Raw genomic sequence first — 18,350 nt, forward strand, 5'->3', positions numbered from 1 at the left:
CATGAAAACAATATTGAAGTTATTAGGCATTACCTTAACACTGATTGTTGTGTTATTTATTACCGCAGCCGTGTTGGTTTACCACTACATCAATGCTGATCAGATTAAAAAATTTTTAAGCGATCAAATTTATGCGCGCACAGGGCGTCATTTAACGATTCAAGGAAAAATGGATTGGTCATTTTTTCCGTGGCTTGGCATTAAAATCCCACAAGTTGATTTAGAAAATGCCAAAAATTTTGCTCCTGCTAATTTTGCTGCAATCAAAGAAGTGGATGTTAAATTTAAATTGCTACCCTTATTTACTGGGAAAATTGCAATAGGTAATATTAAAATCATTGGATTGCAATTAAATTTAGCGAAAAATGCCCAGGGCATCACCAATTGGGATGATATTCTCAACTATCTGCCAACTCGCAATCCACGTGGTAATACCGCCGCGTTATCTTCAACAAATCAAAGTTCATCGTCTAAAACTATTTCTTTATCCGCAATTGCGGCAAAATATCCAGTTAACATTGCCGGTATTGATATTCAAGATGCGGCAGTCACTTGGAATGATCAATCGCAACATAAAACGCTGCAAATTAATCATTTTAATTTTAAAAGTAGTGATATCGCTTTTAACCAGAGTATTCCAGTAGCGCTCGATTTAGATCTGCTTAGTAGTAATCCTAGCATAAATGGCCATATGCGTTTGAGCAGTACGATTAATTTAAATACCGTGAGCAACCGAATCACTGCAAATAATGTTAGCCTAGATACAAAATTAAATAGCAAACTGTTTACTAGCGGGAATTTTACTGGGGAAATTACCGGAGATGCTTTGATTGATTTTAATCAGCAAACGCTACAAATCAACCCACTCACTCTACAAACTTCTCATGCTAATGCAGATTTTACCGTGCAAGGCACAGATATTTTAAATCAATTTAAACTTCAGGGTACTTTTAATCTTCATGATATGAATATCCGCGAAGTGTTCAATGATATAGGACAAAGAATTTCTTTGGTTAATAGTAGTGCATTAACTCATGCCAATGCTACGGGACAGTATTACGCTGATCGCGCAAGTATTAGCATTAATAAATTACAAGCAAAAGTTGATGACACTTCGATAACAGGGGAGCTGCGCGTTAACTTACAAAAACCGTTAAATTATGTAGTTAATTTAACAGCTGATCAATTGGATCTGGATCAGTACTCATTAAAAACAGCTAGCGGGGTGAAAAATAATGCTACCCCAACAATTTCACCAACGGTATCCTCACGCGCTAGTTCATCAGAAGTGTTACCCATTAATTTGCTTCGTCAACTCAACGGGAAAATTAATCTTGCTATTGCAAAATTAATGGTAAATAAAAAATTACTTAATGATTTACAGATGAATGTAAGTGCCAATCAAGGCTTAATTACCGTAAATAATAGTCGAGCTAAGCTTTATCAAGGACAATATCAAGGCACAGGCTCTCTTGATGTGCGAAGCGCACAACCCCAATTAGCATTTAAAGGAGATTTAGCCGATCTCAATATCCAAGACTTTTTACAGTTCAAGAAAAATTCCTTAGGCGTAAAAAGTATTAGTGGTAAAGGTCAAGCACAGTGGAATTTAACCGCCACAGGGAATAATCAAAATGCCTGGCTAAATTCGTTGACGGGTACAATGCGTATTCGTTTTGATAATGGACAAATCAATGGCATCGATTTAGGTTATCAACTGAGTCATGTTATCAATGAAGTATTTGCTAAAATCAATAAAACTTCACCGGTAAAAGCTCAAGATAATACCGGCAATACTCGCTTTGTCGATATCATCTTAAATAATCAATTTAATCAGGGTATTGCTAATAGCCAATTTAATTTAGATGGCCCTATACTGAATTTAAATGCCAAGGGTGATGTCAATTTGCCGTTGCAACGTTTTGTTAATATGCGGGTGATTGCACATTTAAATTCTGAGCAACATGGTGGCCAAGGGTATAAACAAATTGCGCAAATTCCACTGGCGTTTGATGTGAATGGTGCATTTTTAAGTCCGCGTGTGCAACCTGATATGAATTATATGGTGCAAGTTGCTTTGAAACTCTACGAGCAAAAATTAATAGATAAAACCAAAAATAATATCACGCAAAAAGTGGATCAATTGATTCAGAAAAAGCTCGGTGGTGGTGATAATCAAAAATTAAATAATTTATTAAAAAACTTTTGATGTCTGCGATGGAAGGTTTTAGTTTTCGTGGTGAAGTGCTCAATTGGTACGAACACTTTGGTCGTAAAGAGTTGCCCTGGCAAATTAAACCAAATGCGTATCGAGTGTGGTTGTCGGAAATTATGTTGCAACAAACACAAGTGGCAACGGTGATCCCATATTTTGAGCGCTTCACTCAACGTTTTAGCACCGTTAATCATTTAGCCGCAGCGAATTTAGACGAAGTGTTACATCTATGGACGGGTTTAGGTTATTACGCGCGCGCACGAAACTTACATCGCACGGCTAACATTATTGCAGAAGATTACCAGGGTGAATTTCCTCAAGAATTAAGCCAGTTAATGGCATTACCTGGCATTGGTCGCTCGACTGCGGGTGCTATTCTTTCTTTGGCATTTGCTAAACCCGCCGCGATTTTAGATGGCAATGTCAAACGCTTATTAGCACGATTTCATGGTATCGCCGGGTGGCCTGGGGAATCGCGAGTGGCTGAACAACTGTGGCAGCTTGCAGAATCTCATGTTCGCGACAATAAACCACGAGAATTTACTCAGGCTTTAATGGATATGGGGGCGCTCATTTGCACTCGCACTCAACCCAAATGCGAGCAATGCCCTTTGCAACAGCAGTGTGTTGCTAATCTAACCCAAGCCATCGCAGATTACCCAGGCAAGAAAATTCAAAAAATTAAACCAACACGCCACAGTCATTTTATTATTTTACAATCACAAGATGAAATTCTTTTACAACAACGCCCAAGCTTGGGATTATGGGGAGGGTTGTGGTGTTTTCCAGAATATCAAGAGCCCGACACTATCATCGACTATTGTCAGCAAAGATTTTCGGTAAAAATTCACCAGCATAATATATTACCCAAATTCACTCATACTTTTAGTCATTTTCATTTGCAGATTATTCCGCATCATTTTACAGTCACCAAAAAAATTAATAAGGTTCAAGAATTTGATGAGGAAAAATGGTACTACATGAATGCTTTGCCAGCTATTGGCCTAGCAAAACCCATTAAACAATTAATCGAAAACATTAAACATCCTGAGGTATTAACATGACTCGAACCGTTTTTTGCAGCAAACTGCAACAAGAATTACCAGGCTTTGAACGTCCTCCTTATCCAGGTGCTATGGGGCAAAAAATTTATCAATCCATTTCCAAACAAGCGTGGCAAATGTGGGTAGCTCATCAAACGATGTTAATCAATGAATATCATTTATCAACGCTCGATCCCAAAGCACGCCAATTTTTATTAGAAGAAATGGAGAAATTTTTATTTGGCGAAGGAAGTGCGAAACCTGCGGGTTTTGTGCCACGCCAAGAGGAGTAAATCCATTGCTGTTGCTGAAAAATATAACATTTAAACAGTCCCATCCACTGGTTATGTGGTTTGGCGTTACTTTTTTTGTGGCATTTCAATTTTTTTTGCAAAGTTCAATAGCGCCAATTTTCACTGTATTGCTCACCGATTTTCATTTGCAAGCAACTCAAGTGGCTATTATTTCGTCTGCTTTTTTCTATACTTATGTCGCTATGCAAATTATTGTCGGTCTGTTATTAGATCATTGCAATCAACGTTTACTATTATCGGCAGCCTGTGCATTGTTAAGTGTGGGCTGTATTTGTTTTAGCATGACGAATTCTTTTTGGCTTGCCGTGCTAAGCCGGATGCTGATGGGATTCGGCGCGAGTTTTGCTTTTGTGGGCATGTTAACTGTGGTGCGTGATTGGTTTGCGGTGCGCTATTTTGCCTTAATGATTTCGCTAGCAGAACTATTAGGATTAGCCGTGACCGTGCTAGGTAATTTTTTATTTTCTTATGCTGTAATTACTATTGGTTGGCGAGCGGCGATGTTAGGTTGCGGTATTTTAGCGATGATAATTGTCGTTATTTTATTATTATTTTTACGCCCCTCGCCACAGAATTCTCTACAAAATGACTTATCGTTCAAACAACTTTGGAAAAATATTTCCTGTAGCTTTCATAACCAACAAGTTTGGATCAGTGGAATTTATGGTGGCTTCATGATGTCGGTAGTCACCGTTTTTATTGCTTTGTGGGGAATTCCATTTTTGCAACATGTTTATCATTTTTCATTAATTATGAGTAATGTTGTGGTGATGCTAGCGATGTTAGGAGTGGGAATTGGTTCGCCACTCTATGGTTGGTTAAGTAATTATTATCGCTGCAAAACACTGATGATTTTTGGTTCTATTGCCACCTTCATTTTTTTAAGTGCTTTTTTTTATATTCCAAATTTATCGCTGTTTGAACTGAGTATCTTATCGTTTGCTACGGGCTTTAGTACGGCAACTTATTTATTAGCCTTTACCCACGTGAAGCGCAACGTCCCTGAATTTACTTTAGGCACGGCTATGGGCGCTACTAATTTATTAATTATGATGATGCCAATTTTATTGCAACCGTTAATTGGATCTATCGTTGTGTACTATCAATCACAGGGCGTGGCCTTAGCCTATCGTCATGGCTTGAGCATCTTACCCACGGTGATTATCATCGCCGGGATCTTAGGCTTGGCACTTCGCGATCACCCATCCTTTGAAGGTGCGGTGATTGGTGAGAGCAGTGTATAAACGGCGCTTAAACTGTAAAGAGAAGAGGTTCATCCCCCACAATTTGCCTGCATTTTTCTATGGTTTGCAGACTTCCTGCGCTGCTAAAAAGGTAAGTAAATTTTCGCTTGACACAATCCCTTCAACCCGCTTTAATACACCACTCACTTAGCAGTGAATGATTTGAACAATGTGGCCAGATAGCTCAGTCGGTAGAGCAAGGGACTGAAAATCCCTGTGTCGGTGGTTCGATTCCACCTCTGGCCACCATTTAAATAAAACAATTACATCTTGTCACGAAAATAAAAATTCACTCAAGAGTCATGTAAGTGTTTTACTCATGAAAAAAATTTCCATGAAGACCGTTGGGTACGCGGTGGGGTAGATGAATGATAGCTTGCGGCGCTTCCAGAAAGTTATTCGCATGTAATAAATAATAATAACTTTTATTACTGGCAAGATGATGAGCAAAAAATCCAATATAACCCTCATCTTCGGTATTGGAATTTAATGTTGGCACAAAAATAGGCTCTGATAATTCATAGCCAGAAAAGTCACGAGAGAGGATTGCGCCGGTTTCATCGTCATATTTTACCAGCCGTGAAAATGAATTATTGACGGAAATGGGCATATACAGATAACGATTTATTTTTCCTTGATAGTGATCATTAATTCGCATAAATTCGCCATCATTAATACCTAAATCTTTAAAGTCAACCTGATAAGTTGATAAATCAATGGTGGTTTTAATTAATTGTGTTGGCGAATCATTTTCTACGCTATCGGGAAATGGTGAAGTATGAGCGCCAATAAATTCAATCCGACCATCTCGCTCAAAGGCATTTGAATAGTGAAATGCAAAAAATGATTTAGTGTTTATCCATATGGGTATTTTTTTAAGGTTAGCCCGTAGAATTAATCCTATTGCTGTGCCCAATTCAGGCCGCCACTGTAAAATATTTTTTTTCTCAGCCATCAGCTTAATATCAAAAATCACGGGCGAATCAATAATTATCACATAATTTTTAGTCATTAAAAAATCGTGGATCATGGTTGGATAATTTTTTTCAATATTTATTTCTTCAATTAAATTACCTATGTTATCAAAATGATAGAGGGTTAAATAAGGAGGTTTATCAATATTATAATTAATAGCATACAGCGATTGCGTGTCAGGATCTTTACGGGTATGAGCATTGATAGGAATGATTCGCGGATCATTTTGCGGGTGCCATTTCCCTAAAGTGTCTAAATCGCGAGAAAGTTGATAGGCAGGATTAGATTCATGTAATGCTAAATAATTATTTCCTAATTTTATGATATGAATAAAATTACCCGCTTTAATTTGTGGATCGCAGTGATCATTTAATAATCTAGCATCCGGTTTTACGGGAGTCATCACGCTGGCATAAATCGCACCGCCATAACAGCGTTCTGCTGCTAATTCTGGAGTTAACACAAATCGATTGCGATAACTAACCTTGCCATCCTGAAAATAAATGGCATGGATCATAGCATCGCCATCAAAAGGATATTGATAGCTAAAGGGTTCAAACTGAGGATTGGGGCCATTTCGCATATAAATCCCTTGCAGTGTCGGAGGGATATGACCCTCGACGTCAAGGTGATGACTTTCTGATTCTTGCGTAATAGGTGAAAAATTACCTTTCAAAAAGCGGGTATTCAGCGGCTTAAGGTGTTGACGGTAAGCCCAATATCGCTGTGCGCGGTAATATTCAGGGTAACTACGAGTAAAGCGGATTACTAATAAATAGAGAATTATTTCTGCAATAGACGAAAATGAATTATTCCACCAGTTCATTGCAACACCGCATTGTAATAGACTATTTAATAAAAATACGCCGCCCCACGCACGGGTAATAACTTGATTAACTTTTAAAAATCCTTCTGTTTTCCATAAAAATTCTGGTGTAGTTTCTTTGGCATATTGTAAAGTGAAAGGGATTTTTATGATTAATGAAATTAATGTGATGGTAGTAATCGCAAGGTTAGAGACAATGCCAGTGTGATTAATCCACCAGGCATGCGGATAATAATAAATGCCAAGACCCAACGCTATAAAAAAAAGCAACCCGAAACAATCAAGAATAAATTTTTTTCGTATTTTATCGAAGTTTAATATTAAGGTGATGACTATCGCAGTAAAAATTCCAATTTCTTTTGATAATAAACTGTGGCCCGCCACAAGGCTATAGAGTATCCACGGTAAAAAACTTAGCAATAGACTTAAGAAACCATTGAATTTTTGAGCAATAAGTTTAATCATGATAATTTCCATTTTTTAATAGTTGCGACGGAAAATTCACACCAGTTTAATAACATCTCAGCGTGTTGGATGCCAAATTGTAAGCTTAAATACGCATAGCGATCTTCTGCGGTGACTAATTTTTTAGCTAAAAGGTTTTTTTCAATGTCTTGATAATCAGCGAGCGCTTGAGCGACCGCTTGTTGTTTTTTCTCTAAATGCTGAATTGCTATCTTGTCACTGACGTTATGCGAAAAATATAATTTCAGTAATAATTCAATGCGTGGGGGTTCTGGGTGAATATCTTCTTTTAGCCAGCGTTTTAACTCATCGCGTCCCTGCTTAGTGAGGTGATAAATTTTTTTTACTCGTCCGCCAGGTGTCGCTTCTGCATGACAGTCTAGTAGTTTTTCTGCGGTGAGTTTTTTCAACATTGGATAAATTTGCCCATCACTCTCCGACCAAAAATGACAAATGCTAGAACGCATGACCTTTTGAATTTGATAAGCGGATTTAGGTTTGGTGCTAAGCACGCCTAAAATTGCGTAACGTGTGGTGTTTTTTCTTGCCATAATAAGCTTAATTACCTCTTAAAGAGGTAATTTACATCAGGGCGAAGAAAAATGCAAATGCAATTTAGTGTTGGGTTAAATAAAAACAAGGCGAAAAATGGCATTTCCGCCTCTTTAAATAGGAAATATTGAGCTTTTACCGATGTCAGGTTAAATTTACAGAGCGGTTAACAGAAGGGATTTGTTGCTGTAAACTTTCATTTGTAGATGTTAACACGTTAACAGTTCCCTGAATCTCTCTAATCGTGTCTCTAAGTTTAATATTCTCTTGATTAACTTCGAGCATGTAATTATAGGCTCGATCATTTAAATTATACTGTAGCAATCCTTCGATATTATCAAGAAACATCGTTTTAAGCTTATTCGTAGGTGTTTTATCTTTAACATGATTAAGAGTTAATGTGGGTTTTGCTACTAACGACGTTGTGGCGGTAGAAGTGCTATCTGCTATTCTTAGAGTATTAACCAGGCGTTCATTTTCACAGGCTTGTTCATCCAAACTTTGGATAGAACTGTGATAGTTTTCCCACCATCGGCTGGCATTTTCTAGATTACTCCACGTTATGTTAAATAAACAATCTCCAGAAAATGCTATAATTGAATCTTTATTAGGATTTTTAATTCCCTGTAATTTTGTTGTTATGCTTTCAATTCTTGTTTGAAATGGACTCTGTATTTCTGCTTGTTTTTTAGTATCAATTTCGTTATTAATCTTTGTGTTGGCACTATCATCAATGGGTAGTCTGCAACTAATTACTACGTATGATCCATCGTCAGCAGACTTATGACTTTGAGAAGAAGATGTATTAGAGCTTGTTACAGAGCTAGAAGAATTATTACCCGTTAAAGCCTTTAAAAAATTCATACTTGTGTTGAAAATATTCGCCAGCATATCGTTTCCCTTGTTGTTATGGTTTTGAAAAAATTTCGCGTCTGGGTGGAGCGTAAAATAATATTGGGCGCATTCTATACAGATTGCATTTTTTAATCAATAGCCAAGAGCGCCTCGAGTTAAGAGCACTTCATTCCTATAGCACCTAAGTGGTTTGTATGCTACCATTTTTTCCATTCTGAGAGTGAGGTTGACCGCGTGAGTATGCAAATAAAGCAGCAGAAGCTAATGATTATTGCGATTGTCGTTCTGATTATTTTCATTGTTGGCTATCGCGTGTTACGCGAGCATCAGCATAAATTTAATCATCAGCCTCAGACCAAAGTGATTGTGACCCAGGTTAAATTACGAGATGCGCCTTTAATCATGAAAACGCAAGGGACGATTGAAGCTTCGCGCTCCGTTTCCATTCAACCGCAAGTGACGGGAGTGATTAAAAAAATTGGTTTTACTCCCGGTCAGAGCGTTACAGCAGGGCAATTGCTATTTGAAATTGATTCCACGACCTATCAAGCGGCCTTAGCCAAAGCACAGGCGAATCTTGCGAAAGATCAGGCGCAATTACAAACCTATCAAAAAGATGAAGCACGCTATCAGAAATTATTGCAAAAAGGCTTTGTCAGCGATCAGCAATACGATCAGATCAAAAGCCAAGTAGACGAACAAATGAGCATCATCAAACTTGATGAAGCTAATATCCAACAAACTCAAGCAGAATTGAACTATACCAAAATACTAGCACCGATTGCCGGAAAAACCGGCAATGTTATGGTTAAAGAAGGGGATTTAGTGAATGCTAATAGCACGAATGTTTTGGTGACGGTAAATCAGCTTTCGCCTATTTTTGTTAATTTTTATTTACCTCAAAGCGATTTACCCTTATTAATGAAATATCAGCAACAACAAGCATTAAGTGTCGAAGTGTATACAGGTAATAAACAACAATTATTAGATAAAGGAACCTTAACGTTTATTGATAATACGGTTAATAGTGATAGTGGCACAGTACTGTTAAAAGCGACAATGCCTAATAAAAATAATTTACTTTGGCCTGGGGAATCGGTGATTGCAAAATTAATTTTTACTGTAGAAAAAAATCAACTGGCCATTCCAAGCCAGGCCGTACAAGTGGATCAAGCAGGTTATTTTGTCTATTTAATCAAAAATAATCAGGTAAAAGTTAAACAAGTTAAAATATTGCGGCAAATGGGTGAGTGGACATATATTCGCGAGGGGTTGCAAGCAGGGGATGAGGTGGCAACGGTATTTCCGCCAAATTTACAAGATAATGCCAAGGTTATTGTCAGCACTCAGGAATTAACGCAGGAAAAACCATGAATTTTTGCCAACCTTTTATCGAGCGACCTGTTGCCACAATTATTTTAACCTTAACATTAGTATTAACTGGATTATTAGCCTATTTTAATTTACCCATCAGTGAATTACCCAATATCGATTTTCCAACATTGGTGGTGAGTGCGAATTTACCCGGTGCCGATCCAGAAACGATGGCCATTTCAGTGGCCACACCGTTAGAAAAAGCGCTGAGTACAGTTTCCGATATCGATTCCATGAACTCCGTGAGTACCGCAGGCTCAACGCGTATCACTATTCAATTTGCTTTAAGTCGTAATATCGATTCTGCTGCGCAAGATGTGCAATCGGCATTAATGCAAGTGGCACACCGACTTCCTAAACAAATGCCAAATCCACCGAGTGTGCGCAAGATGAATCCGGCAGAATCGCCAGTGTTGTATATTGCGCTAACAGCTAATCATATTTCTCTCACCAAATTAGATGATTTCGCAGAAAATTATTTAGCTCCTAATTTATCGATGTTGGGTGGTGTGGCGAGTGTGAATGTTTTTGGCGCGCAACAATATGCGGTGCGCATTCATATTAATCCCGATGCCTTGAAAAATCGCGGATTAAGTTTGGATGACATTAGCCAAGCGCTACAAAGTTTAAATAGTCATCAGGCTACTGGTACGTTACAAACAGAAGGCTTTTATCATTTAATTAAAGTTGATGGTGGTTTGCAGAATGCTAATGAATTTGCTAATGCAATTATCGCCATAAAAAATAATGCGCCCATTTATTTAAAAGATATTGCCACGGTGGAGGATAGTACGGCAAACGATAAAGCAGCCACTTGGTATAATAATCAACGTGCCATTATTTTAGCGATTGAACGTCAACCTGGAAGTAATACGGTAAAAGTGGTCAACACGATTTTAAAAACCATGCCACAATTTTCTAAACAGCTCCCTGGCGATGCCGCGTTAAACGTCGTCTATAATCGCGCGGAATTTATTCAATCTTCTATCCATGAAGTGCAATTTACTTTATTATTTGCCATCTTATTAGTGGTCATTGTTATTTATTTATTTTTTGGAAATTTTCGTTTTACCCTCATCACTGGCTTATCCTTACCAGTTTCAGTGATTGCCACGTTTGGATTAATGTATCTATTAGATTACAGTCTCGATAATTTATCTTTAATGGGGCTAGTGTTAGCGGTGGGATTTGTTATTGATGATGCCATTGTGGTATTGGAAAATATTGTCCGTCATATTGAATTAGGCGTTGATAAATTTAGCGCAAGTTTGCTGGGCGCGAAAGAAGTGAGCTTCACGGTAATTGCGATGACCTTATCATTAGTCGCCGTGTTTATCCCTATATTTTTCATGGATGGCATTATCGGGCGATTATTTCATGAATTCGCCAGCGTCGTAGGGATTGCCATTTTATTTTCAGCCGTGGTGGCATTAACGTTAATTCCCATGTTGTGTGCGCGATTAGTTAACGATAAACTAGACACCCAGCATAATTCTTCTAAATTTAATGATTTTTTTACTCGTTGTCGTCAAGCCTATGAGCATAGTTTAAGTTTAGCTTTAGATCATTATAAACTCATGCTAGCAATTGCAGGTGGGATTATGGTGGTAACCATCTTATTATTTTATTTAGTACCAAAAGGATTTATTCCAACCCAAGATACCGGCATGATTTTTGGTGGTGTGGAAGCGCCAGAAGGAATTACCTATGAAAATTTTTTAAAAGAACAAACACTGGCTAAAAATATTGCTCAACAAAACCGCAATGTGGCAGCAGTGATTTCCTCTGTAGGACAAGGCTCGGATGCTAGTGTTAGTGCCAACACCGGACGTTTGATTATTAAATTAAAACCATTTGCAGAACGTCAAGATAATGCAACTAAAGTGATTCAACAATTAAAACATCAATTACAACAAGTCGCTGGGTTAAAGATTTTTTTAACCAATCCAGCAGCAATTCGCATTGGCGGGAAATCTTCTAATAGTACCTATCAATTTGTGTTGCAAGGCATGTCTTGGGAAAATTTGGAAAAAGCTGCGAATTTAATGCAAACAAAATTACACACTATTCCAGGTATAACCGATGTTGATAGTGATTTACAATTAAATAATCCAGAAATTCGCCTGCGAATTTTACGCAAAAAAGCAGCAGCGTTAGGGATTACTCCCGCCATTATTGAATCTACGTTATATTCGGCCTATGGTCAGCAACAAGTGACCTCTATTTTACGATCCGATGGTGACTATGATGTGATTATGGATGTTGATCCACAATATCAACGCAGCATGGATGTATTAAATAATCTAAATTTAAAATCGACCACGGGTAACATGGTGCCTTTGAGTGATGTGGTAAAAATATCGCAAAGTGCAGGGCCGCTTGCCGTTAATCACTATGGGCAACTCTTAGCAATTACCTTATCATTTAATTTACAACCTGGGTTTGAACTTGGTAATGTTATCAATGAAATTACTGAGCTGGCTAATCAAACCTTACCCAACGATGTTACTGGAAGTTTTGCCGGAACCGCAGAAAAATTCCAACAATCATTAACAACGTTACCCTTATTATTATTCGCCACCATTTTAGTTATTTATATGGTGCTGGCCATTCTTTATGAAAACTTTTTTCATCCTTTAACGATTTTAACGGCGTTACCTTTTGCAATTTTTGGTGCTTTATTGTGTTTAATTTTATTTGGACAAGCGCTCGATATTTTTAGTTTTATCGGTTTAATTATGTTGGTGGGGATCACGAAAAAGAATGGGATTATCATGGTTGATTTCGCTCTCGATGCTATGCGTCAGCAAAAAATCACGGCAAAGGAAGCAATCCTACAAGCATGCTCGATTCGTTTTCGCCCAATTATGATGACTACTCTCTGTGCGATTGCCGCCACATTACCCATTGCCTTAGGCGCAGGCGCGGGTGGTGAAGCCAGACGCGGTTTAGGTATTGTAGTAGTCGGTGGCTTAGTTTTTTCACAATTTATCACGCTTTATATTACACCAGTATTTTATATTGTCATCAATAAACTGGTTCCTAAGTATACCTCTAGCACATAAATTAGGTGGTGATATGAATCGCGTGGCTCACATCGCTTGTTTTATTGCTTGTGCTTTATGGGCATCGGTATATGTCGTTATCCGTTATGAATTGCATTTCTTTCATCCAACGAGCTTAGCGCTATTTCGTTATGCGATTGCATCGCTGTGTATGTTAGTTTTATATGGGTATCGCCGCGATCAATTAACTTTAAAAAATTGGCATTTTATTCAAGTATTATTGTTAGGGTTTATTGGTATTGGTGTTTACAATATTTTTTTGATGACTGCAGAAAAAATATTAACGGCTGGTACGATGAGTTTTTTAAATCAACAAAGCCCAATTCTCACCGCATTATTTGCCTGCGTATTTTTGCGTGAACGGCTATCATCGCTAGGTTGGCTAGGTTTTTTAGTGAGTGTCGTTGGAATTGTCATACTTATTCTCGCACAACATGGAGGAATAACCTGGCACGATGGTATTTATTTAGGTTTAATAGCGGTGATCTTGGGTACTTCATTTTCAGTTGGACAAAAATATTTATTAAAAGCAGTTCATCCCATTGAATTTACCACCGTAGCAATTTGGGGGAGCTTTTTAGGATTATTGATATTTACTCCAAATTTAATCCATGATGTTCATCACTTATCAACTCCAAGCATCATGTGGGTAATTTATTTAGGATTATTTCCAGCTGCCGGAGCCTATACGTTATGGAGTTATGGACTAGCAAAAATTCCTTTAAGCCAAGCAACCGCTTATTTATATTGCCAACCTATCATCACTTTATTACTCGCTTGGCTGACGTTGGGCGAAATAGTCCAACCACTTGCTATCCTCGGTGGATTGATTGCCATTGCGGGTTGTTTGTTAGTGAATCACAGCAAAGTTCGCACCTAAACGCATCCACTGCCTGGTAATTTATTTTGGCAAATATTGCCGATAATTGATGTTTCTTCGAAATTATCCCAGTATTTAACTTGCTTTTGCTAACCCTGTCACCTATACCTCAATAAAGAGGCCATTGTGTTAAACCCTTTAGTCACTAAGTTGTTAAATCTCGGTGGATAAAATGTTATTGGTTTTAGAGTGAAGGAAAACTGTGAAAGCAAATAAATTACTAGGATATGGTTTGGCGTGGGTAGTAATGTTAATTACTATTGCTAGCAATGCCAATTCTAGTAACGAAAAAATTACTCCCGCCAAACTTCATGATATGCGCGTATTAATTGATGTTTCCGGTAGCATGAAAAAAAATGATCCCGATAATTTAAGAATACCGGCTGCAAAGTTATTAATTAATTTAATTCCTAACAATAATAAAATTGGTTTTTGGACGTTTGCTAATGATACTGGAAATTTAATTTCTTCGGCAACGGTAGATCGGCAATGGAAAGATAAGCAACTTAGCAAACCAAAATTAATTCATTCCAATGGTTCGCTGACTGATATTGCTAAAGCCCTCGACACAGTTACTGTAGACTGGCAAAAAAAACCAGATAGCCAATATCATCGTAGTCTTTTATTATTAACCGATGGCTTTGTTGATATTGGCAAAGACGAGAATAAAAATAAAGCGTCACGTGAATATATTTTAAATGAGCTATTGCCAAAATTAAAAAAATCACAGATAAAAATTTACTCAATCGCCCTGTCTGATAATGCCGATAAGGATTTATTAAAGCGTCTGTCTAATGATACCGGTGGAAAATATATTGCCATTCAATCTAATCAAGAGTTAGAAAAAACATTTTTTGAAATGTTTCAAGCAGATGTGCAACCGCCGAGTGTGAAAATAGACGGTAGGACTTTCAAGATAGATGCATCGGTAAAAGAACTGACGATTTTGTCATTTAATAATAAGCCCGACTTTACCATCCAAACTCCGAGTGGTGAAAAATATCAACACACTCAACATCCGAAGGACGTCAGGTGGTTTCACGAAAAAAATTATGATTTAGTCACTATCCCCGCACCGGAAGTTGGCGAGTGGACATTGCAAGGTGCGGGAGATGATAAGCATGCGATGATTTTAAGTGATTTGCATTTAAATACCAATATTTTACCTTATAACGTATTTGTTAATGAAACTATTCCTATGAAAGTAGCTTTATTGAATAAAGATAAAATTATTACGGAAAAGAAATTTTTAGAAAATGTCGAATTTATTGTCAGTGAAGTAGGACCCGATCAGCAAGAAAAAATTTGGCGACTCGAAGATTTCACTAAGACCTCTGAAAAAAAAGTGGAAACGGCGCCAGCCACCGATCAGGTCGTGCAAATTCCTTTAACTGATTCCGATCAACCTAAGCAAGACGAAAAATCCAAGGAAAATGAGAAACCGCAAGAAGAAACGAAATCGACAGCAGATCCGGCACCAACGACTGAACAATCTAGCAAAACCAGCAGTGAAGCTGATAGCGAAAAAAAATCTGCAACTACGCAATCAAATGATGTGAAAGTTGAAGAGAAAAAGTCGGAAGAATCGAATACTCCAACGGATAACAATAACACCGATAAGCCAGCGGAAAATAAATCGAGTACAGATGAAAAAAACGCTGAAACAGTTACTCAAGAACCCACTCCACCGCCAGCAGAACCTGAAGAAGAGCGTTCGCCTGAAGAAATTCCGTATGGAGAAAAAATTCCAGCACCAAAGCCTATTAAAGCCCCCGAACCTGCCAAAGTGATGAAACCAGAGCATCAGGAAAAACCACAACCTGTTGCGGAAGATAACAAGCCCGCAGCATCTCCTAGCTCAGCTGAAGAAACAGAGGAAAATCAGCCACCCGAGGAGAATGCTGCAATCCGTGAACATTTAATTAAATTTGCTGATAAACCAGGAAATTATGTTGTGACGGTAACCGCCAGTGGTAAAACATTTAGTCGTGTCGCCAAACAAACCGTTACCGTCTATGAATCGCCAGTAAAATTTGATTATATAAAATCGGATGATCCCAAAACGCCCAGTAAAATCGTGTTTAAACCCAATACCGATTTAGTGATTGATAATGCCATGCGTTATTCCGTACGTTTAGTGGAATCGAATAAAGAACCGCGCAATCAAGTATTATTAGCCTCAACTCCCAATCATACTATTAATATCAATACCAACATGCCTGGTGTTCATAAAATTGTAATTGATATGGAGGGATCTATGCGCAATGGTCGTCCATTTAAAGTGACGAGTCGTGAAATTGAAGTGGGCGATGGTAATATCCCAAAACCAGAAACTAAGCCGCAAGCAAGCGCCGACGAAAAAATATCCAAAGATGAGATTAAAACAGCAGACTCTCCAAAAGAAGAGATAAAAAATGAGGATTCTAAAAAAGCAGAAACCAAGAGTGAAGAACCACCCAAAGAAGAAGATCAAAAAACCAAGTCATCTGGATTAAAACCAATTTTAATTGCTTCAGGTTCCGGTTTAGGTATTGTGTTAACAGCGTTAGCGTTATATTTTTTAGCTAAAAAAAGACGAGCTAAAAAAATTGAAGCCATGAAGGAAATGTTATGAGCGGATATTTATTACCTATATTAATCATGACGAGTGTTGTCCTTTTATTATTAATTCTATTCATGGTATTTTTGCAGAGTAGAAATAGTAAAAAACGAATGAGTGCCATGAATAGTATGGTTAATAAAGTTTCTGCTGATAAAGAAAGCAGACACAAAAGTGTCATGGAAATTTTGAATAAAACAAATTTATCTGAAGAAACTATAGCGAGTATTGGCAATCTATACCGTGAAAATGAAAAAATTATCTACAGTGCCATCGTCGATGGCATTACAGGAAATAATTATCAATCGTTAGAAAATATTGAGCCAACTCTCTTGAAATTATTGAGTACCTGTTGTGAATTTATGACTGTTGAAGTTAAGCCCGCAGCAGAAAAACCGGCATTGCTTGAAACTCCGCAACAAGAAGCAAAAGAACCTGATGCTGCAACTCCTGCAGAAAATAAACCAGAGGAAGATGTAGAGGAAGTTTTTGATGAAATTGCTGATGTGAGTCAAGACGAAGAAGCTATTTCAGAAAATAATCAACCCGCAGAAGCTGAGGGGAATATCGAGACTGAACTCTCAGTACCAGAGACAATCGCACCTATTTCCGAGAATGTCGATAATAAAGACGAAACCTTGGAATCTTTACGTAACCAAATTAATCAATTAATGGCAGAAAAAGACGATTTAACCAAAAATGAGCGAATGACCCGTGAACTATTAGATACGGTGCTCGGTGAATTTGGGGCTATGTTTAATATTACTCGTGAAACCGTTGCCACCATGAGCTTAGATGAAATTCGTGATTTAATCAGTGGGGATAAAACTTAATCCACATTGGCCTGGTCAGTAGCAAAAAACTTATTTATCGATTTAGTCTTAACTTTTGCTCCTAATAATCTGGAGTAAAAAGAGAGGTAGCATTTTGTTAGCAAAAATTAGATAATGACCACAATAATAATGATAGTGTTAAAGATGTTTTATGAATTTTTCATCGACTTCTGCATTAACTGAAAAATTACTTCCACCTTCGTCAGAATCACTAGAATCAAATAGTATGATCGATTCTTCTAAGATTACGGTGGATTCTGATAGTGATGATGAAGAAGCAGATAATTATACAGAAAATAATACAGAAAATAATACAACTCCTTCTCCATTAGAATCAGGGCTTATGACAGGTTCTCGGATGGCATCACCTCATAGTCGCTCGTCAACTTCACTCAATAACTCACCGACATCTTCTTCACCTTCACCCACACCTCCAAGCGGCTCATCTTTTAGCACTATAGTAAGAGAAATTTCTAATCTCACTCAAAGTATGGTGAGCTCCATTGCTTGGTTGGGTGGCTATAAAGCCGGTGATGCCATTTTTGCTTGGTCGGATCTTAAATCTAATGTAACTGGAGTGTTGAAATTTTTATTTAATTCATCGTTAACTGGCGTGTGTGACGGGGCAGTATGTGCAATATTTTATTTTATTAACGAATTAATTCAATGCGCCGATGAGGAAATTAATAAAGAAAAAATCATCGAAATCACAAAAAAATCGCTACAACGCTTTATTACCTATAGTGTGATAAATACCACATTTCAACCTTTGGTAATATTCGGTGATTATTTAGGTAGTCTCTTAGGCAATGAAGAAACCGTTGGGGCAATTTTCAGTGGATTATTAATTTTTGTGATGAATTATGGTCTAACGAAAGCGGCACATAAACTTGGATTATTAACTCCCGAAGAAGCCTCTGCATTCAAAAATGCCATGGTAGAATCAGGTGTCTATGTGGCATCGCCGTTAAGCTTGCCTGGTTCGGGTCATAACGATCGCGATACGGAATATGTTACCGTATTTTCATTTGCAGGCTATGTCTTAGGTAGTTTTTTAGAAAAGCCCGTTGAAAATTCGCTTAATTCACTAAAAAAATGTTGTTGTTAATC

The 18,350-nt window shown here is 37.7% G+C and carries 13 protein-coding genes and 1 tRNA gene; 11 read left to right on the forward strand and 3 right to left on the reverse strand.

Annotated elements, in window-relative coordinates:
• The first annotated feature begins 1 nt into the window (after nt 1).
• The 5 genes from KIT27_02800 to KIT27_02820 all read left to right on the forward strand — a co-directional run bounded on the left by KIT27_02800 (nt 2) and on the right by KIT27_02820 (nt 5,065).
• Nucleotides 2-2,209: an AsmA family protein gene (locus KIT27_02800; protein MCW5588573.1), complete on the forward strand. Its 2,208-nt coding sequence runs from the start codon at nt 2-4 to the stop codon at nt 2,207-2,209.
• An 8-nt stretch (nt 2,210-2,217) separates the two neighbouring features.
• Nucleotides 2,218-3,279 carry an A/G-specific adenine glycosylase gene (gene mutY / locus KIT27_02805; GenBank protein MCW5588574.1) on the forward strand — a complete coding sequence of 354 codons (1,062 nt, stop codon included), beginning with the start codon at nt 2,218-2,220 and terminating at the stop codon, nt 3,277-3,279.
• The gene (locus KIT27_02810; GenBank protein MCW5588575.1) at nt 3,276-3,551 is read left to right on the forward strand and encodes an oxidative damage protection protein; all 276 of its coding nucleotides are present in this window, start codon (nt 3,276-3,278) and stop codon (nt 3,549-3,551) included. The genes mutY and KIT27_02810 overlap by 4 nt, the downstream gene beginning before the upstream one ends.
• A gap of 77 nt (nt 3,552-3,628) precedes the next feature.
• A complete protein-coding gene (locus tag KIT27_02815; protein MCW5588576.1) occupies nt 3,629-4,816 on the forward strand; it encodes an MFS transporter in 1,188 nt (395 codons plus the stop codon).
• Nucleotides 4,817-4,989: 173 nt separating this feature from the next.
• A tRNA-Phe gene (locus KIT27_02820) sits at nt 4,990-5,065 on the forward strand.
• Between the two features lie 64 nt (nt 5,066-5,129).
• Here KIT27_02820 and KIT27_02825 read toward each other — a convergent pair.
• The 3 genes from KIT27_02825 to KIT27_02835 all read right to left on the reverse strand — a co-directional run bounded on the left by KIT27_02825 (nt 5,130) and on the right by KIT27_02835 (nt 8,525).
• Nucleotides 5,130-7,082, reverse strand: a complete 1,953-nt coding sequence (locus tag KIT27_02825) for a carotenoid oxygenase family protein (GenBank protein MCW5588577.1) — start codon at nt 7,080-7,082, stop codon at nt 5,130-5,132.
• Complete coding sequence (locus KIT27_02830; GenBank protein ID MCW5588578.1) at nt 7,079-7,633, reverse strand: PadR family transcriptional regulator; 555 nt, start codon at nt 7,631-7,633, stop codon at nt 7,079-7,081. The genes KIT27_02825 and KIT27_02830 overlap by 4 nt, the downstream gene beginning before the upstream one ends.
• A 145-nt stretch (nt 7,634-7,778) precedes the next feature.
• The gene (locus tag KIT27_02835) at nt 7,779-8,525 is read right to left on the reverse strand and encodes a hypothetical protein (GenBank protein ID MCW5588579.1); all 747 of its coding nucleotides are present in this window, start codon (nt 8,523-8,525) and stop codon (nt 7,779-7,781) included.
• A 204-nt stretch (nt 8,526-8,729) separates the two neighbouring features.
• On the opposite strand from KIT27_02835, the gene KIT27_02840 reads away from it, so the two are divergent.
• The 6 genes from KIT27_02840 (at nt 8,730) to KIT27_02865 (ending at nt 18,348) form a co-directional block, all read left to right on the forward strand.
• Nucleotides 8,730-9,863: an efflux RND transporter periplasmic adaptor subunit gene (locus KIT27_02840; protein ID MCW5588580.1), complete on the forward strand. Its 1,134-nt coding sequence runs from the start codon at nt 8,730-8,732 to the stop codon at nt 9,861-9,863.
• Nucleotides 9,860-12,928: an efflux RND transporter permease subunit gene (locus KIT27_02845; protein MCW5588581.1), complete on the forward strand. Its 3,069-nt coding sequence runs from the start codon at nt 9,860-9,862 to the stop codon at nt 12,926-12,928. Before KIT27_02840 ends, KIT27_02845 begins: the two co-directional genes overlap by 4 nt.
• Before the next feature lie 13 nt (nt 12,929-12,941).
• On the forward strand, nt 12,942-13,808 hold the full coding sequence (locus tag KIT27_02850) for an EamA family transporter (GenBank protein MCW5588582.1): 867 nt from the start codon (nt 12,942-12,944) through the stop codon (nt 13,806-13,808).
• A gap of 202 nt (nt 13,809-14,010) precedes the next feature.
• A complete protein-coding gene (locus tag KIT27_02855) occupies nt 14,011-16,422 on the forward strand; it encodes a VWA domain-containing protein (GenBank protein MCW5588583.1) in 2,412 nt (803 codons plus the stop codon).
• Nucleotides 16,419-17,240, forward strand: a complete 822-nt coding sequence (locus KIT27_02860; protein ID MCW5588584.1) for a hypothetical protein — start codon at nt 16,419-16,421, stop codon at nt 17,238-17,240. The genes KIT27_02855 and KIT27_02860 overlap by 4 nt, the downstream gene beginning before the upstream one ends.
• Before the next feature lie 151 nt (nt 17,241-17,391).
• Nucleotides 17,392-18,348 carry a hypothetical protein gene (locus tag KIT27_02865; GenBank protein ID MCW5588585.1) on the forward strand — a complete coding sequence of 319 codons (957 nt, stop codon included), beginning with the start codon at nt 17,392-17,394 and terminating at the stop codon, nt 18,346-18,348.
• The last annotated feature ends 2 nt before the right edge of the window (nt 18,349-18,350 follow it).

The organism is Legionellales bacterium (assembly GCA_026125385.1).
In the GTDB taxonomy this organism is placed as follows: domain Bacteria; phylum Pseudomonadota; class Gammaproteobacteria; order JAHCLG01; family JAHCLG01; genus JAHCLG01.